The sequence below is a fragment of the Deltaproteobacteria bacterium genome (assembly GCA_026712905.1).
Lineage (GTDB): Bacteria > Desulfobacterota > Binatia > UBA9968 > JAJDTQ01 > JAJDTQ01.
Genome location: JAPOPM010000241.1, coordinates 30,273 through 55,686, shown reverse-complemented (window position 1 = coordinate 55,686; position 25,414 = coordinate 30,273). Strand labels below are relative to the sequence as shown.

The 25,414-nt window shown below is 64.2% G+C and carries 32 protein-coding genes and 1 pseudogene; all 33 read right to left on the bottom strand.

The genetic code is table 11. The features are described from left to right. Positions 1-102 precede the first annotated feature (102 nt). Positions 103-450, bottom strand: a pseudogene (gene rplQ / locus OXF11_20540) (50S ribosomal protein L17). A gap of 3 nt (positions 451-453) precedes the next feature. Beyond that, a complete protein-coding gene (locus tag OXF11_20535) occupies positions 454-1,476 on the bottom strand; it encodes a DNA-directed RNA polymerase subunit alpha (GenBank protein ID MCY4489477.1) in 1,023 nt (340 codons plus the stop codon). A 27-nt stretch (positions 1,477-1,503) separates the two neighbouring features. Then, positions 1,504-2,130, bottom strand: coding sequence for a 30S ribosomal protein S4 (rpsD, locus tag OXF11_20530; GenBank protein ID MCY4489476.1), 627 nt, complete (start codon positions 2,128-2,130; stop codon positions 1,504-1,506). Positions 2,131-2,143: 13 nt separating this feature from the next. After that, positions 2,144-2,554, bottom strand: coding sequence for a 30S ribosomal protein S11 (gene rpsK, locus OXF11_20525; GenBank protein ID MCY4489475.1), 411 nt, complete (start codon positions 2,552-2,554; stop codon positions 2,144-2,146). A 22-nt stretch (positions 2,555-2,576) separates the two neighbouring features. Then, positions 2,577-2,960, bottom strand: a complete 384-nt coding sequence (gene rpsM, locus OXF11_20520; protein ID MCY4489474.1) for a 30S ribosomal protein S13 — start codon at positions 2,958-2,960, stop codon at positions 2,577-2,579. A 52-nt stretch (positions 2,961-3,012) separates the two neighbouring features. Next, positions 3,013-3,126, bottom strand: a complete 114-nt coding sequence (rpmJ, locus tag OXF11_20515; GenBank protein MCY4489473.1) for a 50S ribosomal protein L36 — start codon at positions 3,124-3,126, stop codon at positions 3,013-3,015. A 10-nt stretch (positions 3,127-3,136) separates the two neighbouring features. After that, positions 3,137-3,895, bottom strand: a complete 759-nt coding sequence (gene map, locus OXF11_20510) for a type I methionyl aminopeptidase (GenBank protein ID MCY4489472.1) — start codon at positions 3,893-3,895, stop codon at positions 3,137-3,139. Between the two features lie 57 nt (positions 3,896-3,952). Next, positions 3,953-5,263 (bottom strand): preprotein translocase subunit SecY, encoded by a 1,311-nt coding sequence (secY, locus tag OXF11_20505; protein MCY4489471.1) that lies wholly within the window; start codon positions 5,261-5,263, stop codon positions 3,953-3,955. After that, positions 5,256-5,699: a 50S ribosomal protein L15 gene (rplO, locus tag OXF11_20500; GenBank protein ID MCY4489470.1), complete on the bottom strand. Its 444-nt coding sequence runs from the start codon at positions 5,697-5,699 to the stop codon at positions 5,256-5,258. The genes secY and rplO overlap by 8 nt, the downstream gene beginning before the upstream one ends. A 12-nt stretch (positions 5,700-5,711) precedes the next feature. Beyond that, a complete protein-coding gene (gene rpsE, locus OXF11_20495) occupies positions 5,712-6,209 on the bottom strand; it encodes a 30S ribosomal protein S5 (GenBank protein MCY4489469.1) in 498 nt (165 codons plus the stop codon). A 13-nt stretch (positions 6,210-6,222) separates the two neighbouring features. After that, positions 6,223-6,588: a 50S ribosomal protein L18 gene (rplR, locus tag OXF11_20490; protein ID MCY4489468.1), complete on the bottom strand. Its 366-nt coding sequence runs from the start codon at positions 6,586-6,588 to the stop codon at positions 6,223-6,225. Positions 6,589-6,610: 22 nt separating this feature from the next. Then, complete coding sequence (gene rplF / locus OXF11_20485; GenBank protein MCY4489467.1) at positions 6,611-7,156, bottom strand: 50S ribosomal protein L6; 546 nt, start codon at positions 7,154-7,156, stop codon at positions 6,611-6,613. A gap of 28 nt (positions 7,157-7,184) precedes the next feature. Further along, complete coding sequence (gene rpsH, locus OXF11_20480) at positions 7,185-7,589, bottom strand: 30S ribosomal protein S8 (protein MCY4489466.1); 405 nt, start codon at positions 7,587-7,589, stop codon at positions 7,185-7,187. Between the two features lie 15 nt (positions 7,590-7,604). Continuing rightward, on the bottom strand, positions 7,605-7,790 hold the full coding sequence (locus tag OXF11_20475; protein MCY4489465.1) for a type Z 30S ribosomal protein S14: 186 nt from the start codon (positions 7,788-7,790) through the stop codon (positions 7,605-7,607). Continuing rightward, positions 7,783-8,343: a 50S ribosomal protein L5 gene (gene rplE, locus OXF11_20470; protein MCY4489464.1), complete on the bottom strand. Its 561-nt coding sequence runs from the start codon at positions 8,341-8,343 to the stop codon at positions 7,783-7,785. Before rplE ends, OXF11_20475 begins: the two co-directional genes overlap by 8 nt. Before the next feature lie 26 nt (positions 8,344-8,369). Beyond that, on the bottom strand, positions 8,370-8,687 hold the full coding sequence (gene rplX / locus OXF11_20465; GenBank protein ID MCY4489463.1) for a 50S ribosomal protein L24: 318 nt from the start codon (positions 8,685-8,687) through the stop codon (positions 8,370-8,372). Between the two features lie 2 nt (positions 8,688-8,689). Next, positions 8,690-9,058: a 50S ribosomal protein L14 gene (gene rplN, locus OXF11_20460; GenBank protein MCY4489462.1), complete on the bottom strand. Its 369-nt coding sequence runs from the start codon at positions 9,056-9,058 to the stop codon at positions 8,690-8,692. A 31-nt stretch (positions 9,059-9,089) separates the two neighbouring features. Next, positions 9,090-9,365, bottom strand: a complete 276-nt coding sequence (gene rpsQ, locus OXF11_20455; protein ID MCY4489461.1) for a 30S ribosomal protein S17 — start codon at positions 9,363-9,365, stop codon at positions 9,090-9,092. After that, complete coding sequence (gene rpmC / locus OXF11_20450; GenBank protein ID MCY4489460.1) at positions 9,358-9,573, bottom strand: 50S ribosomal protein L29; 216 nt, start codon at positions 9,571-9,573, stop codon at positions 9,358-9,360. The genes rpsQ and rpmC overlap by 8 nt, the downstream gene beginning before the upstream one ends. A 45-nt stretch (positions 9,574-9,618) precedes the next feature. Continuing rightward, positions 9,619-10,023: a 50S ribosomal protein L16 gene (gene rplP / locus OXF11_20445; GenBank protein MCY4489459.1), complete on the bottom strand. Its 405-nt coding sequence runs from the start codon at positions 10,021-10,023 to the stop codon at positions 9,619-9,621. Between the two features lie 11 nt (positions 10,024-10,034). Further along, the gene (gene rpsC, locus OXF11_20440) at positions 10,035-10,697 is read right to left on the bottom strand and encodes a 30S ribosomal protein S3 (GenBank protein ID MCY4489458.1); all 663 of its coding nucleotides are present in this window, start codon (positions 10,695-10,697) and stop codon (positions 10,035-10,037) included. 2 nt (positions 10,698-10,699) lie between these two features. Beyond that, on the bottom strand, positions 10,700-11,035 hold the full coding sequence (gene rplV, locus OXF11_20435; protein MCY4489457.1) for a 50S ribosomal protein L22: 336 nt from the start codon (positions 11,033-11,035) through the stop codon (positions 10,700-10,702). 3 nt (positions 11,036-11,038) lie between these two features. After that, positions 11,039-11,329: a 30S ribosomal protein S19 gene (gene rpsS, locus OXF11_20430; protein MCY4489456.1), complete on the bottom strand. Its 291-nt coding sequence runs from the start codon at positions 11,327-11,329 to the stop codon at positions 11,039-11,041. A gap of 2 nt (positions 11,330-11,331) precedes the next feature. Then, positions 11,332-12,159 (bottom strand): 50S ribosomal protein L2, encoded by an 828-nt coding sequence (gene rplB / locus OXF11_20425; GenBank protein MCY4489455.1) that lies wholly within the window; start codon positions 12,157-12,159, stop codon positions 11,332-11,334. A gap of 17 nt (positions 12,160-12,176) precedes the next feature. Further along, entirely contained in the window at positions 12,177-12,467 is a 291-nt protein-coding gene (gene rplW, locus OXF11_20420) for a 50S ribosomal protein L23 (protein MCY4489454.1), read from the bottom strand. After that, positions 12,464-13,060, bottom strand: a complete 597-nt coding sequence (gene rplD, locus OXF11_20415; protein ID MCY4489453.1) for a 50S ribosomal protein L4 — start codon at positions 13,058-13,060, stop codon at positions 12,464-12,466. Before rplD ends, rplW begins: the two co-directional genes overlap by 4 nt. 4 nt (positions 13,061-13,064) lie before the next feature. Next, positions 13,065-13,706 (bottom strand): 50S ribosomal protein L3, encoded by a 642-nt coding sequence (gene rplC / locus OXF11_20410; protein ID MCY4489452.1) that lies wholly within the window; start codon positions 13,704-13,706, stop codon positions 13,065-13,067. Between the two features lies 1 nt (position 13,707). Further along, a complete protein-coding gene (gene rpsJ, locus OXF11_20405; protein MCY4489451.1) occupies positions 13,708-14,016 on the bottom strand; it encodes a 30S ribosomal protein S10 in 309 nt (102 codons plus the stop codon). Positions 14,017-14,054: 38 nt separating this feature from the next. Continuing rightward, positions 14,055-16,136: an elongation factor G gene (gene fusA / locus OXF11_20400; GenBank protein ID MCY4489450.1), complete on the bottom strand. Its 2,082-nt coding sequence runs from the start codon at positions 16,134-16,136 to the stop codon at positions 14,055-14,057. Between the two features lie 79 nt (positions 16,137-16,215). After that, entirely contained in the window at positions 16,216-16,686 is a 471-nt protein-coding gene (gene rpsG, locus OXF11_20395) for a 30S ribosomal protein S7 (GenBank protein MCY4489449.1), read from the bottom strand. Between the two features lie 4 nt (positions 16,687-16,690). Further along, complete coding sequence (gene rpsL / locus OXF11_20390; GenBank protein ID MCY4489448.1) at positions 16,691-17,062, bottom strand: 30S ribosomal protein S12; 372 nt, start codon at positions 17,060-17,062, stop codon at positions 16,691-16,693. Between the two features lie 75 nt (positions 17,063-17,137). Further along, a complete protein-coding gene (gene rpoC, locus OXF11_20385) occupies positions 17,138-21,268 on the bottom strand; it encodes a DNA-directed RNA polymerase subunit beta' (GenBank protein MCY4489447.1) in 4,131 nt (1,376 codons plus the stop codon). A 9-nt stretch (positions 21,269-21,277) separates the two neighbouring features. Next, positions 21,278-25,372, bottom strand: coding sequence for a DNA-directed RNA polymerase subunit beta (rpoB, locus tag OXF11_20380; GenBank protein ID MCY4489446.1), 4,095 nt, complete (start codon positions 25,370-25,372; stop codon positions 21,278-21,280). Positions 25,373-25,414: the final 42 nt, after the last annotated feature.

The window sequence follows — 25,414 nt, the reverse complement described above, 5'->3', positions numbered from 1 at the left end:
CACGGCGACGAGGAACTACCCTCAGGTTCCGCTCGTCGTGGACGATTCGCCGGTCGCGTCGCTTCCCTCCGTCGCCTCGACAGCGGCGTCGCCGGAGGCCGGTATCAACTCGATGATGGACAGCGGCGCGGCGTCGCCCCGACGGCGACCCACCTTGACGACGCGGGTATAGCCTCCGTGACGCTCCTGAAAGCGCGGCCCCAACTCGTTGAACAAACGGGCCACGACGGCCTTGTCCTGAACGAAAGCCAGCGCCTGGCGACGGGCGTGGAGGCTTCCGTCCTTGCCGAGGGTGATCAGCCAATCGGCCCACCGCCTCAGCTCCTTGGCCTTGGCATCCGTGGTCGTGATGCGGTCGTGCCGCAGCAGCGACGTGGCCATGTTGCGCCACAGGGCGTGCCGGTGGCTCGCGCTACGGTTCAGCTTTCTGCCGGTCTTCAAGTGCCGCATGGCCTACGCTGTCTCCTTCTGCTCGGCCTGCTTGCGGGCCTCCAGCTCTTCGCGGCTCGGGAAGTGGTCCAGCTTCATTCCCAACTCCAGCCCCAGCTCGCCGAGCAACTCCTTGATCTCGTTGAGAGACTTCCGCCCGAAATTCTTCGTCTTGAGCATCTCCTGCTCGCTCTTCTGCACCAACTCGCCGATGTACTTCAAGTTGGCGTTCTGCAGGCAGTTCTGCGCCCGGACGGAGAACTCCAGGTCCTCCACCGCGCGGAAGAGGTTCTCGTTGAGCGTACCGGCCTCAGTCACCGCCTCGACCTCCGCCATCTGCGGTCCTTCGGCGAACTCGGCGAAGATGGCAACCTGGTCTTGCAGGATTCGCGCGGCGTACGCGAGCGCATCCTCGGGCTTCTCGCTGCCGTCCGTCCACACTTCCAGAACCAGCTTGTCGTAGTCCGTGCGTTGGCCGACCCGGGCATTGGTCACCGTGAAGTTGACCTTGCGGATCGGTGAGAACACGGCATCCATGAAGATCGTGTCGACGGGCAGTTCCTCTTCCCGGTTACGCTCCGCGGGCACGTATCCCTGACCCCCGCGCACCACCATGTTGGCGTTCAGGCGTCCTTCCTTGGAAAGGAACGCGATGCGGTGATCCGGGTTGAGCACCTCCACCTGCGCGCTCCGGATGATATCCCCGGCCAACACCTCCTTGGGCCCCGTTGCTTCGATACGAACGACCTCACGGTCGGTATCGTGCAGCTTGAGGCGCACCTCCTTGAGGTTCAGGATGATCTCGGAGACGTCTTCCGTGGCGCCCGGGATGGTGGAAAACTCATGCAGGGCGTTCTCGATCTGTACGGAAGTAATGGCGGCACCCCTGAGTGACGAGAGCAGGATGCGGCGCAGACTGTTGCCGATGGTCTGGCCGAAGCCTCGTTCGAAGGGTTCGCCGACAAACTTCCCATAGGTCGAGTCCAGGCTCTTCTCGTCAACCTCGATGCCTTCCGGCTTGATCAGTTCACTCCAGTGCTTCGACATGGGATCTCCAACACGGTTCACCGCCGGTTACTTGGAATACAACTCAACGATGAGCTTCTCGTTGATGGGCGTTGTGATGTCGCCGCGGCTCGGGAGCATCCTGACCGTGCCGGAGAAATTCTCCCGGTCCACCTCGATCCAGTCAGGCACGCCGCGCCTCTGGGCCCCTTCCATGGCGGTCAGCACGCGCTCGGACTTGCGGCTCTTCTCCGCCACCGCCACGACGTCCCCGACGCCCACGCGATAGGAAGGGATGGTCACCCGCCGGCCGTTGACGCGGACGTGGCCGTGCCGTACGAGAAGGCGGGCATCGCCACGGGAGCACGCAAAGCCGAGACGGTAGACCACGTTGTCGAGCCGTCTTTCCAGGATCACCAGCAGATTCTCGCCGGTGATGCCGCGGGCCTTTTCCGCGCTCTCGAAGCTTCCCTTGAACTGCTTTTCCAGCAGCCCGTACATCCGCTTGACCTTCTGCTTCTCCCGGAGCTGGAGGCTGTACTCGGAAAACTTGAGCCGCCTCTGTCCATGTTGGCCTGGCGGATAGTTGCGCCGTTCGATGGCGCACTTGTCCGTGTAGCACCGCTCTCCCTTGAGAAACAGCTTCAGGTTCTCTCGCCGGCATAGCCGGCACACCGGGCCATGATACCTTGCCACTGACGATCTCCTCTCACACGCGCCGGCGCTTGGGCGGCCTGCAGCCGTTATGGGGAATGGGGGTCACATCCTTGATCAGGCTGACGTGCAACCCCGCCGACTGGAGCGACCGCAACGCCGACTCCCGCGCCGAGCCCGGACCGCGCACGTAGACCTGTATGGAATGCATGCCGTGATCCATGGCCTTGCGCGCCACGTTGTCCGCGGCCTGCTGCGCCGCGAAGGGTGTTCCCTTGCGCGACCCCTTGAAGCCGATGGCGCCCGCGCTCGACCATGCCACCACGTTGCCCTGGGGGTCCGTGATGGTGATGATCGTATTGTTGAAGGTGGAGTGGATGTGCGCCACCCCTTCGGCGATGTTCTTTCGTCCGCGCCGTTTCCTCGGCGCCCGCGCGTCGCGCGCTCTCTTCGCGGCCTGGGCCATGGATGCTCCTGTTCTGGTTTACCTAACCCTTGGACGGCGGCTTCTTCTTCCCGGCGATGGCACGCCGAGGTCCCATCCGGGTGCGTCCGTTGGTATGGGTGCGCTGTCCCCGGACCGGCATGCCGCGCCGGTGTCTCAGTCCCCGATAGGTGCCGATGTCCATGTGGCGCTTGATGTCAACGGTGACATCGCGCCGGAGATCACCTTCCACCTTGATATCCTGGTCGATGATCCGGCGTATCACGACCACTTGATCGTCCGTGAGGTCATCGGACTTGATCTGGAACGCGATCCCCGCTTCCCGCAGGATGTTGCGTGACGTGGTCGCGCCGATGCCGTGAATGTAGGTCAGCGCGATATCCATGCTCTTGTTCTTGGGCAAGTCTACCCCAGCAATGCGTGCCATGAATCCTCCTGGTCGATCAGCCCGGACCGGCGTGTTCCGACGGTGACCGGAGCTAGCCCTGCCGCTGGGCGTGCTTGCGGGTGACGCATATCACCCGCACGACACCCTTGCGCCGAACTACCTTGCACTTGTTGCAGATCTTCTTGACCGATGCTCTTACCTTCACTTCCGATCTCCTACAGCCGGCTCAGCACATACGGCCCGTCGGCGGTGACGGCGATGGAATGCTCGAAATGAGCCGCGAGGCTCCGGTCCCTTGTCACGGCCGTCCAACCGTCATCCAGGATCGCGATTTCCTTCTTCCCCGCGTTGACCATGGGCTCCACCGCCACGACCATTCCGGCGCGCAACCGATGCCCCTTGCCCGGGTCGCCGTAGTTGGGAACCGGCGGCTCCTCGTGCAGCTTCTTGCCGATGCCGTGACCGACGAACTCACGCACCACGGAGTAGCCGGAGCGCTCGGCGATGCCCTGAATGGTGCTGCCCAGGTCCCCCAGCCGGTTGCCCTCGCGCAGCAATTCGATGCCCTCGCTCAGGGCGGTCTCGGTAACCCGCATGAGCCGCTCGGCCTCGGGGCTCACCTGCCCCAGGCCCACGGTCACCGCCGAGTCGCCGTAGAATCCCTCGTACTCCACCCCGAAGTCCATCCCCAGGATATCGCCTTCCTTGAGGACACGCTTCGAGGGAACGCCGTGAACGATCTCTTCGTTGACGGAGGTGCACAGGCTGTGTCTGAACACCCTGCCGGCGACCGCGTATCCCTTGAACGCGGGTCTGGCCCCCTTCTCATGGGCCAGCCGTTCCGCCAACTCGTCGAGCTCCAGGGTCGTCATGCCCGGTCGCACCGTCTCCTTGAGCGCCTCGAGCACCTCCGCCACGATGATGTTGGCCCGGCGCATGGTCTCGATTTCCGCCCGGGACTTGAGATAGATCATGATCGAGCGCCCACGATTCCCGAACATCGAAACCTGGTCCGACGCGGCAACCGACCTTTATCCCCTGCGGCCACGTATGCGGCCCCGCCTCATGAAACCCTCATAGTTTCGCGAAATCATGTGGGTTTCCATCTGCGAAACCGTGTCCAACGCGACCCCCACCACGATCAGCAGCGCGGTCCCGCCAAAGAAGAACGGGACGTTGAACTGAGAGATCAGGATCGTGGGCAGCAAGGCCACCAGGGACAGATAGATGGCGCCTCCCAGGGTGATGCGCGACAGCACCCGGTCGATGAACTCCGCGGTCCTCTTGCCCGGGCGGATCCCCGGCACGTAACCGCCGTACTTCCTCATGTTTTCCGCCACGTCCACGGGATTGAACACGATCGCCGTGTAGAAGAAGCAGAAGAACATGATCAGAGCGATGTACAACAGGTCGTGCAGCCATTGCCCCGGTGCCATGGAGCCCGCCAGCGTCTGCGCCCACGGGTTCTGCACGAACTGGGCGACGGTGGCCGGGAAGATCAGGACCGACGAAGCAAAAATGACCGGGATCACCCCGGAGGTGTTGATCTTCAACGGCAAGTGCGACGTCTGTCCCCCGTACTGGCGCCTGCCGACCACGCGCTTGGCGTATTGCACCGGGATGCGCCGTTGTCCCCGCTCCATGAAGATGATGACGCCCACCACCAGCACGACGAAGAGCACCAGCAGGATCACGAAGAAGATGCTCAGCTCGCCCTCGCGCACGAACTGGAACGTGGAAGTCACCGCCGACGGCAGCGCGGCGACGATGCCGGCGAAGATGATCAGGGAGATGCCGTTGCCGATGCCTCGATCCGTGACCTGCTCGCCGAGCCACATGATGAAGGCCGTCCCAGAGGTCAGCGTCAGCACCGTCATGAGGCGGAAGTTCCACCCCGGCTCGAGCACGATGGCTTCGCCGTTGGGACCCCGCGTACCCTCGAGCCCGAAGCTGATCATCAGCCCCTGGATGACCGAAAGTACGATGGTCCCGTAGCGCGTGTACTGCGTGATCTTCTTGCGTCCGACGTCGCCTTCCTTGGACAACCGCTCCAGGTACGGGAACACCACCGTCAGGAGCTGCAGGATGATCGACGCGCTGATGTAGGGCATGATGCCCAGCGAGAAGACCGAGAACTGCTCCAGCGCGCCGCCCGAGAAGAGATTGAACAGTCCGAAGATCGTCCCCTCGACCTGGGCGAAGAACGCCGCCAGCCCGTCGCGGTCGATGCCGGGCGTCGGGATCGCCACGCCGATGCGATAGACCGCCAGCATGGCCAAGGTGAACAGGATGCGTCGCCTCAGCTCCGGGATGCGGCTCGCGTTCTGGAAACCTTCAAGCATGAGAAAGAACTTCGACCGAGCCGCCCGCGGCTTCGATCTTCTGCCTCGCGCTCTGCGAGACGCCGTGCACCTTGACGGTCAACGGCCTGTCGATTTCGCCGCGGCCCAGGATCTTCACCAGGCCGCGTTTGAGTAACCCCTTCTCTCGCAGGGTCTCGCGAGAGACCTCCGCCCCGGCCTCGAACCCGCCGAGCCCGTCGAGATTGACGGGGGTGTATTCCGTGCGGAACAGGTTGTGGAAACCGCGCTTGGGCACGCGCCGGATGAGCGGCATCTGACCACCCTCGAACCCAGGCTTCACACCCCCTCCGGAGCGGGAGCCCTGGCCCTTGTGCCCGCGGCCGCTGGTCTTGCCCGTCCCGGACCCTTGGCCCCGGCCCACGCGCTTCTTGGCGTGCCTCGTCCCCTTCGCGGGATGCAGTTCGCTCAAATCCATGAACCGTTTCCTCTATCGGATCTCGGCCAGCGGCTTGCCGCGCAGGTCGGACACCTGTTCCGGAGACTTGAGGCTCTTCAGGGCTTCGAACGTCGCCTTCACCAGGTTGTGCGGGTTGTTGGAACCGATGCACTTGCTCAGGACGTTGGGGATTCCCGCCGCCTCGACCACGGCGCGCACCCCGGCGCCGGCGATGACTCCGGTTCCGGGAGCGGCGGGCTTGAGCAGCACGTGCCCGGCGCCGTAACGGCCCGTGACCTCGTAAGGGATACTGTCGTCCACCAGCGGCACCCGCAGGAGCGTCTTCTTCGCGTGCTCGACGCCCTTGCGTATCGCCTCGGGCACCTCGTTGGCCTTGCCCAATCCGTATCCCACCACCGAGGCTTCGTCGCCTATCACCACCAGCGCGTTGAAGCTGAAGCGCCGCCCGCCCTTGACCACCTTGGCCACGCGGCTGATGTGGATGACTTTCTCCTTGAGCTCCAGGCCCTGCGCATCGACTCGTTCCAAAGCAACCCCCGAATCAGAAGGAAAGGCCGGCCTCGCGCGCGGCCTCTGCCAATGCCTTTATCCGACCGTGAAAAAGAAACCCGTTGCGATCGAAGATCACCCGTTTGATCTGGCGCGCCTCGCACAACTCCGCGATCTTGCGCCCTACCTCCCGGGCCGCGTCGACTCCCTTGGCCTCCTCGGCCGCCGCCGCTTCCCCGGACAGTGTCGACGCGCTCGCCAGCGTGACGCCGCGGTCGTCGGAAATGACCTGCGCGTAGATGTGCTTGGAACTGCGGAACACGCAGAGGCGGGGGCGGGCGTCGCTGCCCTTGATCCGCTTGCGCACGCTGTGCTGCCGCCGCTTGCGATCCAGAACCTTCTTGCTTGTCATCGGCATGCGTTCACCCGATCCCGCCGGCTTACGCGGCACCGCCCATGGCCTTGCCGGCCTTCCTTATGATCACCTCACCCTGATACCGGATGCCCTTGCCCTTGTAGGGCTCGGGGGGCCGGAAACGCCGCACCTCGGCCGCCGCCTGGCCCAGCACCTGCTTGTCGTGACTCTCGAGGGTGATCAGCGTCTGGCGTTCCACCGAGGCGCTCACGCCTTCCGGCAGGCGGTACTCGACGGGATGAGAGAACCCCAGGGTCAGGTGCAGCGACTGGTCCTTCAGCTCGGCCCGATAGCCGACGCCGTTGATCTCGAGCACCTTCTTGAAGCCCTCGCTCACGCCCTGGACCATGTTGGCCAGCAACTTGCGCGTCAAACCGTGGAGTGACCTCACGGCCTTGGTTTCCGCGGTCCGGGTCACTTCGAGCGTGTCACCGTCGACGTTCACCTCGATGCCTTGCGGAATCCGGTGCGCCAGCGTCCCCTTGGGACCCTGAACCCGTATTTCCGCGCCATCCATGGCCACCTTGACGGTTCCGGGCACGACAATCGGCAGTTTTCCTACACGAGACACGAGACAACCTCTCCAGGGCCGGGGCCCACTAGCTTATCGAGCACAGCAGCTCGCCGCCGACCTTCGCCTTCACGGCCTCCCGATCCACGATGATTCCCTTGGGCGTGGACAGGACATGAGTGCCGAGGCCCTTGCGCAACGGCTGGATGTCCTTGTAGCCGAGATAGACCCGCCGTCCCGGGCGGCTGACCCGCTTCAGGTGGCTCATCACCGGGTGATGTTCCCTGTCGTACTTGAGCTGGATGCGCAGCGTGTCCTGCACCTGCCCTTCCACCTGGATGCGCCGGCTCTGGCGCACGTACCCCTCCTCCACCAGCACCTTCACGATATTTTCCTTGAGGCGCGACCATGGAACATCCACGGTTTCATGCTTCGCCATCCCGGCGTTGCGCATCCGCGTCAGCAAGTCCGCTATGGGATCGGTCATACTCATGCGCGACAGCCCCTCCTACCAGCTTGCCTTGATCACCCCGGGGAGTTCACCGCGGCGCGCGTACAGCCTGAGACAAATCCGGCACATACGGAACCGGCGGTAAAACGCCCGAGCCCTGCCGCACAAGGGGCAACGATTGTATTGGCGAACCTTGAACTTGGGAGTCCCGGCCGCCTTGATGCGAAGACACTTCTTAGCCACTGGTCCTACTCCCATCCGTGGCGAACGGCATTCCGAGATGGCGCAGCAACGCTCTCCCCTCCTCGTCCGTCGCCGCGGTCGTCACGATGGACACCGTCAGCCCGTGGAGCCGTTCCGCCGAATCCGGCCTCACCTCGGGAAAGATGATCTGCTCCCGGATGCCCAGCGAGTAATTGCCGCAACCGTCGAACGAGCGGTCCGAGAGCCCCTTGAAGTCTCTTACCTGGGGAAGCGCCACCTGTATGAGCCGGTCCAGGAACTCGTACATGCGCGTGCGCCGCAACGTCACCATGCATCCGATGGGATTGCCGCGGCGCAGCTTGAAGTTCGAGATGTCCTTCCGCGCCCGCGTCACCACCGGCCGCTGACCGCTGATGGCGCCCAGCTCGGCCACCGCGGCATCCAGCAGCTTGGCGTTCTGCACGGCCTCGCCGATGCACACGTTGACGGAGACGTTCTTGAGCCGCGGCACCTGGTGCCTGTTGCGATAGGCGAAGTCCGCCATCATCGCCGGCACGATGTCCTCGTGATATTTCTGTTCCAGCCTTACCATCGTTTAATCCAAAAGTTGCGGGGTGCCTAGCCCAAGCCCTGACCGCAACGCCGGCAGATGCGTACCTTCTCGCCGTCCTCGAGAAACTTGTAGCCCACGCGCACCGGGGCGTTGCACGGATCGCACATGAGCATGACGTTGGAGACGTGGATGGAGGCTTCCTTCTCCACGATTCCCCCGGGCTGCTGGGCGCTGCGCGGCTTGGTGTGCCGCTTCACGAGATTCACCCGTTCGATGAACAGGCGGCTCTTGCCCGGCAACACCTTGATGACCTTGCCGGTCTTCCCTCGTTCCCTCCCGGTCACGACCATCACGGTGTCATCTTTGCGGACGAACAGGCTCATCGCTACAAGACCTCCGGCGCCAGCGATACGATCTTCATGAAGCGTTTCGCGCGCAGTTCCCGTGCCACCGGACCGAAGATGCGCGTGCCCACCGGCTCCTTCTGGTTGTCGATCAGGACCGCCGAGTTGTTGTCGAAGCGAATGTACGAACCATCCACGCGGCTGAGCTCCTTCGCGGTCCGCACCACTACCGCTCTGGCCACGTGGCCCCTGGGCACCTTGGAATTGGGCATTGCTTCCTTGACGGACACGACGATCACATCCCCGACGGAGGCGTACTTCCGCCTTGTCCCGCCGAGCACCTTGATGCACTGTACCCGCCGGGCGCCCGAGTTGTCCGCCACGTCCAACACCGTCCCCACTTGTATCATCGCCTGGACCTCTGTGTTCCGATAGCCTGTGTCAGTCCGCCGCCGTGCCCGTCACCGCGCGGTTCAGGATGCGGCTCACGCGCCAGCGCTTCTCGCGGCTGAGGGGCCTGCACTCGGTGATCATGACGCGGTCCCCCACCCGACACTCGTCGCGCTCGTCGTGAACCTTCACCCGGGTGCGGCGCCGGAGGTATTTCTTGTAACGGGCATGCAGAACGATCCGCTCGAGCTCGACCACCACGGTCTTGGCCATGCGGTCCGTTCTGACGACGCCCTCACGCTGTTTGGTGACACCACGCTCACTCATGATCGTCTTTCCGCTCCGCGGCGCGCCGGAGCTCTCCCACGATCGTCTCGAGGCGTGCCAGATCGCGGCGCGACTGGCGCAGCTTCATGGGGCTCTCCAACTGCCCCGTGGCACGCCGCAGGGTCAGGTGGAAGATCTCGTCCTTGAACTCCGTGCGCTTCTGCTGCAACTCGTCGAGACCCAAGTCCCGCATTTCCTTGGCCTGCATCAACTCTTCTCCCGCCGTCTGGTGTCCTCTCGGTGAGACACGACACTAGCGCTCCACGAACACGGTGGCCAGACCCAGCTTGCGCGAGGCCAGACGGAACGCTTCCCTGGCGTCCTCCCGCTGGACCCCTTCCATCTCGAACAACAGCTTTCCCGGCTTGACCACGGCCACCCACGCATGCAGCGGGCCCTTGCCCTTGCCCATGCGTACCTCGGCGGGCTTCTTGGTGATGGGCTTGTCCGGGAACACCCGGATCCACACCTTGCCGTGCCGCTTCAGATGACGAGTCAACGCGACTCGCGCGGCCTCGATCTGGCGCGCCGTGATGTAACCGCGGTCGACGCACTTCAGGCCGTAGTCGCCGAAGGACAACTCCGACCCGCGGCCGGCGGAGCCGCCCCTGCGCCCCTTCTGTATCTTTCGGAATTTGACCTTCTTCGGCTCAAGCATGGTTCACGCCCCTATAATCCCAGGGATGCCTTCTGCTGCTCTTCCTGCTTCGTCAGAATTTCGCCCCGAAAGATCCACGCCTTGACGCCGATGACTCCGTAGGTCGTCTTCGCCTCGGCCAAGCCGTAGCTCACGTCGGCGCGCAGGGTATGCAGCGGCACGCGCCCTTCCCGGTACCACTCCGTGCGCGCGATCTCCTGGCCGCCCAGACGGCCGCCGCACTGGATGCGGATCCCTTGCGCGCCCATGCGCAAGGCGCGCGAAACACTCTCCTTCATGGCGCGCCTGAAAGCCACGCGGCGCTCCAGTTGCAGCGCGACGTTCTCCGCCACCAACTGCGCATCGAGATCGGGCCTGCGCACCTCGTGGATGTTGATGAACGCTTCCCGCGGCGACAGCTTCGCCAATTCTTCCTTGAGCTTCTCGATCTCCGCGCCCTTCTTGCCGATGACGATGCCCGGGCGCGCGGTGTGGATGTTGATCTTGGCCTTGTTGGTGGCGCGCTCGATCTCGATCTTCGAGATCCCCGCGTGGTGCAGCCGTTCCTTGAGGAACTTCTTGATCTTGAGGTCCTCGTGCAGCAGTTCGGGGTAGTCGTGCCCCGCGTACCACTTCGAGTCCCACGTCTCGATCACGCGCATGCGGAAGATCTTGGGGTGCGTTTTCTGTCCCATCCTCAGTCCCTTTCATCCACCACGACGGTCAAATGGCTCAAACGCTTGCGGATCCGGTTGGCGCGGCCCATTCCGCGCGGCATGAAGCGTTTCCACATCCCTGCCTGACCGACCTGCGCGCTCTTGACGTACAAGAGGTCCACGTCGACGCTCTGCGTGTTCTCGGCGTTGGCCACCGCGGAACGCAGCGTCTTGGCGACGATGCCGGCGCAGCCCTTGGGCACGAACTTGAGGATCGTCAGCGCGTCCTCCACGGACCGCCCCCGAACCTGGTCCACCACCAGCCGCATCTTGCGGGGCGAGACCCGGGCAAACTTCGTGACAGCATGCGCCTCCATCGCCTATCTCCTCACGCCCCTGGCGTCGCCCCGGCGATCGCCCGCGTGACTGTAGAACGTGCGCGTGGGCGAGAACTCTCCGAGCTTGTGGCCGACCATGTCCTCGGTCACGAACACCGGGAGAAACTTGCGCCCGTTGTGGACCGCGATCGTGTGTCCGATCATGTCCGGGGTGATGGTCGAGCGCCGCGACCAAGTCTTGACGACCCGGCGCGCCTGGGCGCGGTTCATCTCCTCGATCTTGCGCATCAGGTGGTCGTCCACGAAAGGACCTTTCTTGATCGAACGCGCCATGCCTACTGTCCCTTTCTGCGCTTCACGATGTATTTGTCGGAGGGCTTGACGCCACGGGTCCGGTAACCCTTGGTGGGCTTGCCCCAGGGAGTCTGCGGGTGGTTGCCCTTGGACCGGCCCTCGCCGCCGCCGTGCGGATGGTCCACGGGGTTCTTCGCGATGCCCCGGGTCACCGGGCGGCGCCCCAGCCAGCGCGTGCGCCCCGCCTTCCCGAACGTGATGTTCTCGAACTCGGCGTTGCCCACCTCGCCCACCGTGGCGCGGCACTCGGAGCGAACGTTGCGCAACTCCCCGGACGGCAGCTTGAGCAGCGTGTAGAAGCCCTCCTTGGCCATCACCTGGGCGGAGCCTCCGGCGCTGCGGACGATCTGTCCGCCCTTGCCGGCCTTGAGCTCCACGTTGTGCACGAGCGTGCCGGTGGGGATGTTCTTCAGCGGCAGGGAGTTGCCCGGCTGAATGTCGATGCCCTGGTCCCCGGCGATGATCCGGCCGCCGACCCTGAGTTTCTCGGGCGCGAGAATATAGCGCCGCTCGCCGTCGAGGTAGCAGATGAGCGCCACCCGGGCCGAACGGTTCGGGTCGTACTCGATGGCCTCGACCCGGCCCGGCACACCCATCTTGTCGCGCTTGAAGTCGATGAAGCGGTAGCGCCGCTTGTGCCCGCCTCCGCGATGATCCTTGGTGATGCGGCCCGTGTTGTTCCGTCCGCCGTGCCCCCTGAGGGGCCGCAACAACGGCTTGTGCGGCGACTCCTTGGTGATGTCGTCGAACCCGAAGCCTGAAGCAAAACGGCGGCCGGGAGAAGTCGGACGATGGTTCTTGATGGACATGGACTACGACCCCATCCTTAACCGACACCGAAGAAATCGATGCGGTCACCCTCCTTGAGGGTCACATATGCCTTCTTCCACAACGGCAACCGTCCGGTATTCCTGCCCACGCGGCGCATCTTGCCCAAGTAGCGCGCCGTGCGCACGTCCAGCACCGTCACCTTGAACAGGCGCTCCACCTGCTGCCGGATCTCGATCTTGTTGGCATCCGGACGGACCTTGAAGATCACCTGGTTGGTCGATTCGGCCAACATCGAGCCCTTTTCGGAGATCAGCGGACCGAGGACCGCATCGCGAACACCTCTCATTGCGAGAACCTCTCCTCGATCTTCCCCAGCGCGTCCCGGGTCAGCACCAGATGCTCGAAGCGGAGCAGATCGTAGACGTTCAGTCCCTCTGCCCTCAAGACCTTGACGTGCGGCAGGTTTCGCGCCGACAACTCCATCCGATCGTCCCTTTCCGCGATGACGATCAGCGCGCTTTCAACCCCCAACGCGGCCACGGCCTCGGCCATGAGCCGGGTCTTGATCTCGGATACGTCGGCGGGCTCCACCACCACGACCTTTTCTTCCTGGGACTTCAGGCTGAGGGCCGAGAGCAACGCCTGACGGCGCGCCGACTTCGGGATGCGGTACGAGTAGTCGCGCGGGGCGGGACCGAACGCGGTGCCGCCTCCGACCCAGATGGGCGAACGCACGCTGCCCGCGCGGGCTCTTCCCGAGCCCTTCTGGCGCCAAGGCTTCCTGCCGCTGCCCTGCACCTCGCCGCGGGTCTTGGTGGAAGCCGTGCCCGCGCGCCGGTTGTTCAACTGCATGACCACCGCCTGGTGCAACAGGTGGGGACGCACCGGGACGCCGAAGATGGATTCCGGAAGCTCGGGCTCGACTCGACGCAGTTCCATGCCCCTATCCCTTGACGGCGCGCCGGATGAGAACCATCCCGCCGTTGGCGCCCGGTATGGCGCCCTTGACCAGAAGAAGGTTTCGTTCCGGGCGCACGCCCACTACCCGAAGGTTCTGCACCGAGACTCTCTCGTTGCCCCACTGCCCGGCCATCCTCTTGCCCTTGAACACCTTGCCCGGATAGGCGCAGGCACCGATGGAGCCGCCGTGGCGAAAATACTCGTGCGAACCGTGGGTGCGGGAGACGCCGCGGAAATCCCACCGCTTCATGACTCCCGTGAAGCCGCGCCCCTTGGAGGTGCCGGTGACGTCCACCAGGTCTCCGGGTTCCGCGAGATCCGCCACCGTGAGCTCCTGGCCCACGTCGTAGCCCGAGACGTCGTCCACACGGAACTCGCGCAGGAAACGGAAGGAGCCCTTCTCCGCCTTGGCCATGTGGCCGCGCAGAGGGCGGTTCACCCGCTGGTTCTTCTGCTTGCCGAAGCCCAGTTGCAGCGCGTTGTATCCGTCCCTGCCGACGTCCTTCTTTTGCACCACCACGCACGGCCCCGTCTCCACGACGGTCACGGGAATCACGTTGCCCGTGTCGTCGAAGACCTGACTCATGCCGATCTTTGTTCCAATGAGACCCATCATTTTGCTGATCCTATTGAAGCTTGATCTCCACGTCGACGCCGGCGGCTAGATCCAGTTTGCCCAGGGCGTCGATGGTCTGCTGCGTGGGTTCGAGAATGTCCAGTAGCCGCTTGTGCGTGCGCATCTCGAACTGCTCCCGCGACTTCTTGTCCACGTGTGGAGATCGATTCACCGTGAACCTTTCGATGCGTGTCGGCAGCGGGATGGGACCGGCGACCCGGCCGCCCGTTCGCTTGACGGTCTCGACGATCTCGCCCACGGACTGGTCCAGGACCCGGTAGTCGTAGGCCTTGAGTCGAATACGGATTTTTTCGTTCACGCCCTCACCCCTGTCGCGTCACGTCGCATGGCCGCGCGTCAGGCGCGCGCCTCCCGGACGGCCCGATCGTCAATCACGCCTTCCGGCACTTCCTCGTAGCGCGAAAACTGCATCGTGTACGTCGCCCGGCCCTGGGTCCGCGACCGCAAATCGGTCGCGTAGCCAAACATCCGCGACAACGGCACGCGCGCCTCGATGACCTGGGAGTTGCCCTTGGAAGTCATTCCCTGGACTTTTCCCCGGCGCGAGCTGATATCGCCGATCACATCGCCCATGAACTCCTCCGGCACCACCACTTCCACGTCCATCACCGGCTCCAGCAGCACCGGCGAGGCCTTGCCCAGCCCCTCCTTGAACGCCATGGAGCCGGCGATGGTGAACGCCATTTCCGAGGAGTCCACATCATGGTAGCTGCCGTCGAGCAGCGTCACCTTGACGTCCACCACCGGATATCCCACCAAGCCGCCGTTGCTCATGGCCTGGACGACGCCGTTCTTGACCGCGGGGATGTACTCCTGAGGAATGGTGCCGCCCTTGATGGCGCTGACGAACTCGAATCCGGTGCCCGTGGGTTGAGGCTCCAGGCGCAGGTACACGTGGCCGAACTGCCCGCGGCCGCCCGACTGCCGCACGAACCGTCCCTCCTGGTCCACCGCGCGCCGGATCGTCTCCTTGTAGGCCACCTGGGGCTTGCCCACGTTGGCGCCCACCTTGAACTCCCGCAGCAACCGGTCGACGATCACCTCGAGATGCAACTCGCCCATCCCCGAAATCAGGGTCTGCCCGGTCTCCTGGTCGACGTTCACCCGGAAGGAAGGGTCCTCCTTGGCGAGCTTCTGCAGGGAGGTGGCAAGCCGCTCCTGGTCGTCGCGGGACTTGGGCTCGATGGCGATGGCAATGACGGGTTCGGGGAAATCGATGGATTCGAGGAGGATGGGGTGGGCTTCGTCGCACAGCGTGTCGCCGGTCTTGGCGCTGCGCAGGCCGACGGCGGCGGCGATGTCTCCGGCGCAGACCTCGTCGATCTCCTCGCGCTTGTTGGCGTGCATCTTGAGAATGCGGCCGACACGCTCGCGCTGGCCGGTGGATGCGTTGTAGACGAACGACCCGGAACTCCGGCTTCCCGAATAGACCCGGAAGAAGGTCAGCGTTCCCACGAACGGATCCGCCATGATCTTGAAGGCCAAGGCGGCGAACGGCGCGTCATCGGAGGTCTCGCGCACGGCGTCGTCGCCGCGGTCGGGCACCGTCCCGCGGATCGGCGGAACGTCGAGCGGCGACGGAAGATAGTCCACGACCGCGTCCAGCAACGGCTGTACGCCCTTGTTGCGGAAGGCCGCGCCGCACAGCACCGGCACGAGGTCCAGCTTCAGCCCGGCGCCGCGAATGGCCCGGACCAGCCGCTCCTCGGAGATTTCCTCGCCCTGGAGATAGGCGGTCATGATCTCGTCGTCGCAATCGGACAGCGTCTCCAGCAGCAGATCGCGATAATCGTCCGCCTGGGCGCGCAACTCCTCCGGTATGGGTGCTTCGCGGTAGCTGGCGCCGAGATTCTCATTGTCCCAGAGGAGGGCCTTCATCCGCACCAGATCCACCACTCCCTGGAAGTGGTCTTCCGCTCCCACCGGGAGCTGGGTGATCAGCGGCCGGGCTCCGAGCCTGTCCTCGATCATCTTCACTACCCGGAAAAAGTCGGCGCCGACGCGGTCCATCTTGTTGATGTACGCGATGCGCGGGACGCCGTACTTGTCGGCCTGCCGCCATACGGTTTCGGTCTGGGGCTCGACCCCTCCCACGGAGCAGAACACCGCGATGGCCCCGTCCAGCACCCGCAACGAACGCTCGACCTCGATGGTGAAGTCCACGTGGCCGGGGGTATCGATGATGTTGATCCGGTGGTCATGCCAGTGACAAGTGGTGGCCGCCGACGTGATGGTGATCCCGCGCTCCTGCTCCTGGACCATCCAGTCCATGGTCGCGGTGCCGTCGTGCACTTCCCCCAGCTTGTAGTTGATGCCGGTGTAGAACAACACGCGCTCCGTCGTGGTGGTCTTGCCGGCATCGATGTGGGCCATGATCCCGATGTTGCGGGTCCGGTCGAGTGGTATCTGTCTGCTCATTGGTGGCGTCTTCTGGACGACGGCAAAAAAAGGAGGCGGTTCAACCGCCTCCTTTACTGGACGATGTTTGTACTGGTGGCTACCAGCGGTAATGGGCAAAGGCGCGGTTCGCCTCGGCCATCCTGTGCGTGTCTTCTTTCTTCTTGACGGCGTTCCCGCGCTGGTTGGCGGCGTCCATCAACTCGGCGGCGAGCTTCTCGTCCATGGACTTCTCGCTCCTGGACCGGGCGGCGCTGATGAGCCAGCGCAGGCTGAGGGACAGGCGCCGATCCGGACGCACCTCCACCGGCACCTGGTAGGTGGCGCCGCCGACCCGCCGCGACCGGACTTCCACCATCGGTTTGGTGTTGTCCACCGCCCGCTTGAACACTCCCAGCGGCTCCGTCTTGGCCTTGTCCGCGATGATGTCCAGCGAACGGTACAGGATGCCCTCGGCGGTGCTCTTCTTGCCGCGGTTCATCATGTTGTTGATGAACTTCGTGACGAGCTTGTCCCCGAACTTGGGATCGGGCAGCAGCTCTCTTCGCTTTATTTCACCCTTGCGCGGCATTTCCCTACTTCGGCCTCTTGGCTCCGTACTTGGAGCGGCCCTGACGGCGCTCCTGAACACCGATGGAGTCCAGCGCTCCGCGAATGATGTGGTAGCGCACGCCCGGAAGGTCCTTCACCCGGCCGCCCCTGATCAGGACGACGGAGTGCTCCTGGAGGTTGTGCCCCATGCCCGGGATGTAGGACGTCACCTCGCTGCCGTTGGTCAACCGCACGCGGGCGACCTTGCGCAACGCCGAGTTGGGCTTCTTGGGGGTCGAGGTGTACACGCGCGTGCACACGCCCCGTTTCTGGGGACAGCCCTGAAGCGCGGGCGCCGTATTCTTCTTTCTCTGGAGCTCGCGCCCCTTGCGCACTAACTGATTGATCGTAGGCATACACGTTTCCCGTGGCGGTGAGTCAACTTGCAATAAACCGCCGATTTTATCGGAACTTCCGTAAGTTGTCAACCATCAGGCCACTTCCACCTCGGAGACGTCGATCTCCTCCAGTTCCTCGTCGGATTCGACGCGCAGGGCGTTGTACTCGGCCAGACCCGTGCCCGCCGGTATCAGCTTCCCCATGATCACGTTTTCCTTCAGCCCGGAGAGCGGATCGAGCCTGCCGTTGATGGCCGCCTCCGTCAGGACCTTGGTGGTTTCCTGGAACGACGCCGCCGAGATGAAGCTGTCGGTGGACAGCGACGCCTTGGTGATCCCCAGGAGAAGCGGTTCCGCCACCGCGGGCTTGCCGCTTTCCGCCAGCACGCGCTGGTTCTCTTCCTCGAAGCGCCACTTCTCCACCTGATCGCCCGCCAGGAACTCGCTGTCGCCGCTCTCCTTGATGCGCACGCGCCGGAGCATCTGCTTGACGATGACCTCGATGTGCTTGTCGTTGATGCGCACGCCCTGCAGCCGGTAGATCTCCTGAATCTCGTCCACGAGGTACTTGGCCAGCGCCTTCTCCCCGAGGATTCCCAGGATGTCATGCGGATTGGAGGAGCCCTGCATCAGCGCCTCGCCCGCGCGCACCCGGTCGCCCTCGTGCACGCTGATGTGTTTCCCCTTGGAAATCAGGTAGTCGCGCGGTTCGCCGATGTCCGGCGTCACCACGACCTTGCGCTTGCCCTTGGTGTCGCGCCCGAAGGACACGACGCCGTCGATCTCGCTGATGACCGCGAACTCCTTGGGCTTCCGCGCCTCGAACAGCTCCGCCACGCGCGGCAGTCCACCGGTGATGTCCTTGGTCTTGGTGGTCTCGCGCGGGATCTTCGCCAGCACGTCGCCCGCGGTCACCTCCTGATGCTCGACGACGTTGATGTGGGCACCCACCGGCAGCATGTAGCGCGCCTCGGCGTTGTTCGAGAGCCGGGCGGTCTTGCCGCCGTCGTCCTTGATGGAAATGCGCGGGCGCTTGTCGATGTCCTTGAAGTCCACGATGACCTTGGTGGAGAGGCCGGTGCGCTCGTCCACCTTCTCTTCCATGGTGGTGGCTTCGAGGATGTCGCCGAACTTCACGGAACCGGAGAGCTCGGTGATGATGGGGATCGTGTACGGATCCCACTCCGCCAGCAACTCGCCCGCCTTGACCGCGAAACCGTCCGGTTTCTTGAGCCGGGCGCCGTAGACCAGCGGGTAGCGCTCCCGCTCCCTTTCCCGGGACTTGTCCGAGCCACCCTCGGGGTAGTCGACGATGGCGATCTCGCCATTCCGGTTCATGACCACCAGCTCGCCGTCCCGGTCCGTGACGGTGCTCACGTTGATGAGCTTCACGTATCCGTCCGTGCGCGGTTCCAGGGTGGTCTGCTCGGCGCGCCGGCTCGCGGTGCCGCCGATGTGGAAGGTACGCATGGTGAGCTGGGTGCCGGGCTCGCCGATGGACTGCGCGGCGATGACGCCGATGGCCTCGCCGGCGTTCACCATCTCGCCGCGGGCGAGATCGCGCCCGTAGCACATCACGCACACGCCCTTCTTGGACTGGCAGGTGAGCACCGAGCGGATCCATATGCGCTCCAGACCCGCGTCCTCGATACGCTGCACCAGGGCCTCGTCGATCTCCTGGTTGGCCTTGACGATGACCTCGCCGCTGAACGGGTCCTTGATCTCCTCGAGCGCCACCCGCCCCAGGACGCGGTCGCCCAGGGGCTCGATTACTTCGCCGCCCTCCATGAGGGGCGCCATTTCGATGCCGTCCAGGGTGCCGCAGTCATCGGAGGTGATAATGGCGTCCTGCGCCACGTCCACGAGCCGCCGCGTGAGATACCCCGAGTTGGCGGTCTTGAGAGCGGTGTCCGCGAGACCCTTGCGCGCTCCGTGGGTGGAGATGAAGTACTGCAGGACCGTCAGCCCCTCGCGGAAGTTGGCGGTAATGGGGGTCTCGATGATCTCGCCGGAGGGTTTCGCCATCAGGCCGCGCATGCCGGCCAATTGCCGGATCTGCTGCGCGCTGCCGCGCGCGCCCGAGTCCGCCATCATGAAGATCGGATTGAAGTTGGGCACCCGCATGGTACGGCCATCTTCATCCGTGACGGTCTCCGTCCCGAGGTCGCGCAGCATCTCGTCGGATATCCGGTCGGTGACCTCCGCCCAGATGTCCACGACCTTGTTGTACCGCTCGCCGTCGGTGATGAGGCCGTTGTTGTACTGCTCGTCGATTTCCTGGACGCTGCCGTACGCCTGCTTCAGCAGCCGCTCCTTGCTGGCCGGGATCACCATGTCCTTGAGCGCGATGGACGCGCCGGCCTTGGTGGCGTAGCCGTAGCCCATGTCCTTGAGCCTGTCCGCGAAGATGACCGTGGCCTTGTTGCCCGCGAGCCGGTAGCTGAGGTCGATGAGATTCCCCAACTCCTTCTTCTTCATCACGTGGTTGACTTCACCGAACGAAATCTGCGGCGGCACGATCTCGTAGAGCAGCACGCGCCCCACCGTGGAATCGTGCATCTGGCCTTCGATGCGCACGCGCACGCGCGCCTGCAGGTGCACCTCGCCCTGATCGTAGGCGATGCGGACCTCCGCCGGGCTCGCCAGCACACTGCCCACTCCCTTGACGTTCGGACGCTCGCGCGTGAGGTAGTAGAGGCCCAGGACGATGTCCTGCGAAGGCACGATGATGGGCTTGCCGTTGGCCGGCGAGAGGATGTTGTTGGTGGACATCATCAACGCGCGCGCCTCCACCTGCGCTTCCACCGACAACGGCACGTGGACGGCCATCTGGTCGCCGTCGAAGTCCGCGTTGTAGGCGGCGCACACCAGCGGATGCAACTGCACCGCCTTGCCCTCGATCAGGACGGGCTCGAACGCCTGGATGCCCAATCGATGCAGGGTGGGTGCGCGGTTGAGCAGGACCGGGTGCTCCTTGATCACGTCGTCGAGGATGTCCCAGACCTCGGGCCGTTCCTTCTCCACCGCCTTCTTGGCGCTCTTGATGGTGGTGACGTAACCCCGCTCCTCCAGCTTGTTGTAGATGAAGGGCTTGAACAGCTCGAGCGCCATCTTCTTGGGCAGACCGCACTGATGCAGCCGCAGCTCCGGCCCGACGACGATGACCGAGCGGCCCGAGTAGTCCACCCGCTTGCCCAGCAGGTTCTGGCGGAAGCGGCCGGTCTTGCCCTTGAGCATGTCGCTGAGCGACTTGAGGGGGCGCCGGTTGGGACCGGTGATGGCCCGGCCGCGCCGACCGTTGTCGAACAGCGCGTCGGCCGCCTCCTGCAGCATCCGCTTCTCGTTGCGGATGATGATGTCCGGCGCGTTCAGCTCCATCAGCCGCTTCAACCGGTTGTTGCGGTTGATCACCCGGCGATACAGGTCGTTCAGGTCGGAGGTGGCGAAACGCCCGCCGTCCAGCGGCACCAGGGGACGCAGGTCCGGCGGGATGATGGGGATCACTTCCAGGATCATCCACTCGGGCCGGTTCTTGGAGCTTCGGAACGCGTTGAGCACCTTCAGGCGCTTGGCGAGCTTCTTCCTCTTGACCTCCGAATTGGCGTCACGCAGCTCGGTGCGCAACTCCTCCGAGAGCTTGTCCACCTCGATGTGGCCCAACAGCTCCCGGATGGCTTCCGCCCCCATGTGCGCCGTGAAATCGCTGCCGTACTCCTCGACCGCCCTGCGGTAGCGCGCCTCGGTGAGCAACTCCTTGTACTGGAGCTTGGTGGAGCCGGGATCCATCACGATGTAGGACTCGAAATACAGGACCTTCTCCAGGTCCTTGAGGGTCAGGTCCAGCAACGCGCCGATGCGGCTCGGCAGGCTCTTCAGGAACCAGATATGCGCCACCGGCGTGGCCAGCTCGATGTGCCCCATGCGCTCCCGGCGCACCTTCGACTGGATGACCTCGACGCCGCACTTCTCGCACACGACGCCGCGGTGGCGCATCCTCTTGTACTTGCCGCAATTGCACTCGTAATCCTTGGTGGGACCGAAGATCTTGGCGCAGAACAGACCGTCGCGTTCGGGCTTGAACGTCCGGTAGTTGATGGTCTCGGACTTGCGCACCTCGCCGTGGGACCACGACCGGATCTTGTCCGGGGAGGCGAGGGCAATCTTGATTCCCTGGAAGCTGAGCGGATTCTTGGGTTTCTCGAAGAGACTGTATACTTCTTCCATGACGCCTCCTTATTCCACCAACTCGAGGTCGAGGCACAGACTCTGCAGTTCCTTGACCATGACGTTGAAGGATTCAGGCAAACCCGGCTCGAGAAAGTGATCGCCCTTGAAGATGCCCTCGTACATGCGCGTGCGCCCGGCCACGTCGTCGGACTTGACCGTCAGCATTTCCTGCAGCGTGTAGGCGGCCCCGTACGCTTCCAGCGCCCAGACCTCCATCTCGCCCAGCCGCTGCCCGCCGAACTGGGCCTTGCCGCCCAACGGCTGCTGGGTCACCAGCGAGTACGGGCCGGTGGAACGCGCGTGGATCTTGTCGTCCACGAGGTGGTGCAGCTTCATCATGTACATGACGCCCACGGTCACCTTCTCGTCGAAAGACTCACCGTTGCGCCCGTCGTACAGCGTGACCTGGCCCGTCACCGGCAGGTCCGCCTTCTTCAGAAGGTTGAAGATCTCGCCCTCGCGCGCACCATCGAACACGGGCGAGGCCAGATGAACGCCTTGGCGGTACTTGTCCGCCAGACGGCGCACGTCGGTTCCCGGCAGGGAGTCTAGGCCGACCTTGTCCGACTCGTCGTCGCCGAGGCAATCCTTGAGCCGAACCGCAAGCTCGGACGACTTCTCGTCGAGCAGCACCTCGATCTGGCGTCCGAGACTGCGCGCGGCCCAGCCGAGATGGGCTTCGAGGATCTGCCCGACGTTCATGCGGGAGGGAACTCCCAGGGGGTTCAGCACCATGTCCACCGGGGTCCCGTCCTCCAGGTACGGCATGTCCTCTTCCGGCAGGATGCATGAAATCACGCCCTTGTTGCCGTGCCGTCCCGCCATCTTGTCGCCCACCTGCAGCTTGCGCTTGATGGCGACCAGCACCTTGACCATCTTGATCATGCCCGGAGGCAGATCGTCTCCGCTGGTGATGCGGCTGATCTTGTCCTGAAAGCGCATCTTGAGGGCATCCACCTGAGCCGATGTGCTCGCGATGATGCGGCTCGCCTCGCCCTCCAGCTCCGCGTCCTCCAGCTTCAGGTCCCCCAGGAAGGAGAGGGGGATGCTCTGCAGCAACTCCTCCGTCAGCTCGTCACCCTTGGCGATCAGCACCTTGCGGTTCTCATCGGTCAGCCGCGCGCCGGCGCGCCGGCCCACCAGCAACTCCTTCAGGCGCTTGACCGCGCCATCCTGGACGATGCGGATCTGGTCGTGCTGGTCCTTGGTGAGGCGCGCCACTTCCTCGTTCTCGATGAGCATGGTGCGTTCGTCCTTGGGCATGCCCTTGCGCGAGAAGATGCGCACGTTGATGACCGTGCCCTCGACCCCGGGGGGAACCTTGAGGGACGAGTCCCGCACCTCTCCGGCCTTCTCGCCGAAGATCGCGCGCAGCAGCTTTTCCTCCGGCGAGAGTTGGGTCTCCCCCTTGGGGGTGATCTTGCCCACGAGCACGTCGCCGGGCTTGACCTCCGCGCCGATGCGGATCACGCCGCTCTCGTCCAGGTCCTTGAGGGCCTCGTCACCCGCGTTGGGAATGTCCCGGGTGATCTCCTCCGGACCCAGCTTGGTGTCCCGCGAGACGCACTCGAACTCCTCGATGTGCACCGAAGTGTAGATGTCCTCCTTGACCACGCGTTCGCTGATCAGGATGGAGTCCTCGAAATTGTAGCCGCCCCAAGGCATCAGCGCCACGAGCAGGTTCCGGCCCAGGGCGAGCTCTCCGATCTCGGTGGAAGGCCCGTCCGCGACCACGTCCCCTTCGCCGACGTGATCGCCCACACGCACGATGGGGCGCTGGTTGATGCAGGTGTTCTGGTTGGAACGCTGGTACTTGACCAGACCGTAGATGTCCACTCCCGTGTCGGCGTAGGCGCCGGATGGCGTGTCCGCCTTGATGACGATGCGCGTGGAGTCGACGCTCTCGACGGTGCCGCCGCGCTCGGACACCACCGTGGCACCGGAGTCACGGGCGACCACGCGCTCCATGCCCGTGCCCACCAGCGGCGCCTCCGTACGGAGCAAGGGCACGGCCTGGCGCTGCATGTTGGAGCCCATCAGGGCGCGGTTGGCGTCATCGTGCTCCAGGAACGGGATCAGCGAGGCCGCCACGCTCACAAGCTGGTTGGGCGACACGTCCATGAAATTGACGTCTCCCGGATGGGCCATCACGAACTCGCCGGCCTTGCGCGCGGACACCAGGTCCTGGGTGAACCCGCCCTCGTCGTCGAGGGCCGCATTGGCCTGGGCGATGACGTGGTCCTCTTCCTCCAGGGCCGACAGGTAGTGGATGCGGTCGGTCACCTTGCCGTCCCCCACCTCCCGGTAGGGCGTCTCGATGAAGCCGAACTCGTTCACCCGCGCATAGGTCGACAGGGAGGCGATGAGTCCGATGTTGGGTCCTTCCGGCGTCTCGATGGGGCAGACCCGGCCGTAGTGGGTGGGATGGACATCGCGCACTTCGAACCCTGCCCGTTCCCGGGTCAACCCGCCGGGACCGAGCGCCGACAGCCGCCGCTTGTGGGTGATTTCGGACAGCGGGTTGGTCTGGTCCAGGAACTGCGACAACTGGCTCGAGCCGAAGAACTCCTTCAACGCCGCCGATACCGGCTTGTGGTTGATCAGCTCCTGCGGCATGAGCGTGTCGATGTCCTGGAGGCTCATCTTCTCCTTGATGGCCCGCTCCATCCGCACCAGCCCGACGCGGAAATGGTTCTCGACCAGTTCGCCCACCGGCCTCACGCGGCGGTTCCCCAGGTGGTCGATGTCGTCCACCGAGCCGTTGCCGTTTCTCAGGGTGATGAGGTAGCGGACCACCTCCAGAATGTCTTCCTTGCGGAGCGCTCCGTGCTCCAGAGGCACGTCCTGCTTGAGCCGGTGATTCAGCTTCAGCCTCCCGACCCTCGAAAGGTCGTAGCGTTCCGCGCTGAAGAACAGGTTGTTGAAGAAGGTCGTGGCGGTCTCCATGGTAGGGGGATCGCCTGGCCGCAGACGGCGGTAGATCTCCAGCAAGGCCTCGTCGCAGGACTGCATCTTGTCCTGCAGGAGCGTATTGCGCAGGTACGGCCCGGTATCCGCGTCATCCAGGAAGAACAGCTCCAGCCGCTTGACGCCGCTGTCGCGGACCTGCTCCAGCTTCTCCTCCGTGATGGCCTCGTTGCACTCGACGATGACGTGGTTGGTCTCGGGGTCGACGATATCGTGCGCCGCCACGCGTCCCAGGATATCTTCCCAGGCAATGGGGATCTGGCGAATGCCGGCGTTGTCCAACTGGCGCAAGACCGCGCGCGTGAAGCGGCGGCCCTCCCGGACGATCAGGTTGTTGGACTCGGGATCCCTGACGTCGCGGGTGGCCCGGAGCCCCGCGAGCTGGGGCGGCTTGACATCGAGCATCGGGCGCTCGGCATCACACAGTACCGTATCCGTCTTGTAGAAGGTGTTGAGCAGCTCCTCGGGCTGCATTCCGAGGGCGCGCAGCAGAACGGTGACGTGGAACTTCCGCCGGCGGTCGATGCGCACGAAGAGGATGTCCCGCGGGTCGAACTCGAAGTCGAGCCACGAGCCCCGGTAGGGGATGACCCGAGCGGAGTAGAGGAACTTGCCGCTGGCGTGGGTCTTGCCCTTGTCGTGCTCGAAGAAGACTCCGGGAGAGCGGTGGAGCTGGCTCACGATGACACGCTCGGTGCCATTGATCATGAACGTGCCGTTGCGCGTCATCAACGGCACCTCGCCGAAATAGACTTCCTGCTCCTTGACGTTACGGATGCTGCGCGAGTTGGTCTGGGCATCGACGTCCCAGAGCACGAGCTGCACCGTGACCTTGAGGGGCGCGGCGAAGTTCATGCCGCGCTCGTGGCACTCGTCCACGTCGTACTTGGGCTCTCCCAGCGAGTAATTGACGTACTCCAGGGAAGCGGTGTCGTTGAAATCCTTGATAGGGAAGACGGACTTGAAGACGGCCTGAAGACCGATGTCCTGGCGCTGGTCTTCCGGAACATCCCGCTGCAGGAAAAGGTCGTAGGAGTTCTTCTGGATCTCGATGAGGTAAGGAAGATCGATGATCTTCTTGATCCGCCCGAAATCCCGGCGCAATCTCACATTGTTGGCCACGTGGACCGGCATGGGCTCCCCTTTCACTCGACCCTGACAAACGGCACCCGGCAA